This is a genomic window from Meiothermus cerbereus (assembly GCF_051297115.1).
In the GTDB taxonomy this organism is placed as follows: Bacteria; Deinococcota; Deinococci; order Deinococcales; family Thermaceae; genus Meiothermus; species Meiothermus cerbereus_A.
In genome coordinates this window covers 1-1,071 of sequence record NZ_JBEVAL010000153.1, presented here as the reverse complement: position 1 = coordinate 1,071, position 1,071 = coordinate 1, and the positions used below count along the sequence as shown (strand labels likewise).

2 pseudogenes are annotated in these 1,071 nt (G+C 67.9%); both read left to right on the top strand.

Features of this window, described 5'->3' with window-relative positions:
- Positions 1-547, top strand: a pseudogene (locus tag ABWU19_RS14865) (hypothetical protein); the annotation flags it as partial.
- Between the two features lie 44 nt (positions 548-591).
- Positions 592-1,071, top strand: a pseudogene (locus ABWU19_RS14860) (hypothetical protein); the annotation flags it as partial.

The following is a 1,071-nucleotide window of genomic DNA, read 5'->3' as shown; positions in this document are numbered from 1 at the left end:
TGAGGCGGCCATAGCGGGGCGGGGGATCACCCTCGAGCAGGCCCGGCGGGTGGGGTTGGGCAAGAGCCGTCAGGGCGACCTGGTGATCCCCATCCTGGGGCCCACCGGGGAGGTGCAGGCCATCAAGGCCAGGCTGCGCGAGCCCAGGGAGGGTTTCCGCTACCGCTACCTGACCCCCGAGCGAGGGGCGCCCGCCTGGTACTCCCCCGGTTTCGGGCAGGATGCAGGCCGCCCCGTGATCGTGATGGAGGGGGAGCTCAACGCCATCACCAGTTGGTTTGCCCTGGAGGGTCGGGCCGACCTGCTGGGCATTCCCGGCGTGGAGGGCCGGGTGCCCTGGGAGCGGCTGGAGGGCCGCCGGGTTTACCTCTATGCCGACGGAGACCCTGGCGGGCGCAGGGCGATAGGGCGCTGGAAGGAGGAAGGGGAGGCCGTGAAGGTTGCGATGTTGGAACCCCTGGAGGGCGGACTCGACGCCTGCGAGTATGCCGCCCGGTGGGGGCAGCAGGGTTTGGCCGGGCAACTGTGGAGGTTGATGGAGGAATAAAGAATACACCCCACCCTGCCAGGTGGGATGCAAAGGAGATCTGTATGGTCAAGAGTATACCCCCTATACATCAAGACTCTATAAGCGAGCTTGAGGAGGTTCTCCCCGGCTATCCCCGCTACCGCATCCAGCAAGGGCGCATCGAGATGGCCCGGCTGGAAGGGCGGGGTGAGCATCGGACTGTTGTCTACGTGCCGCTTTGCAACTTTGCCTGTCGCATCCGGCGGGAGGTGCGCTACACGGATGGGGTGCAGGACGAGCTGCTGTTCGAGCTCGAGGGCTCCACCGCAGCCGGCCCCCTTCCGCCCGCCCGGGTGCGCTCGAGCGAGTTTGCCGCCATGCACTGGCCGGTGCGGGAGTGGGGGGCCCGGGCCATCGTGATGCCGGGCCACGGGGTCAAAGACCACCTTCGCGCCGCCATCCAACACCTGAGCGCCCCCGAGCAGGCCACGGTTTACGCCCACACCGGCTGGATACGGAGGGGGACGGAGTGGGTCTATCTGCACGCCGGTGGCGGGATTGGA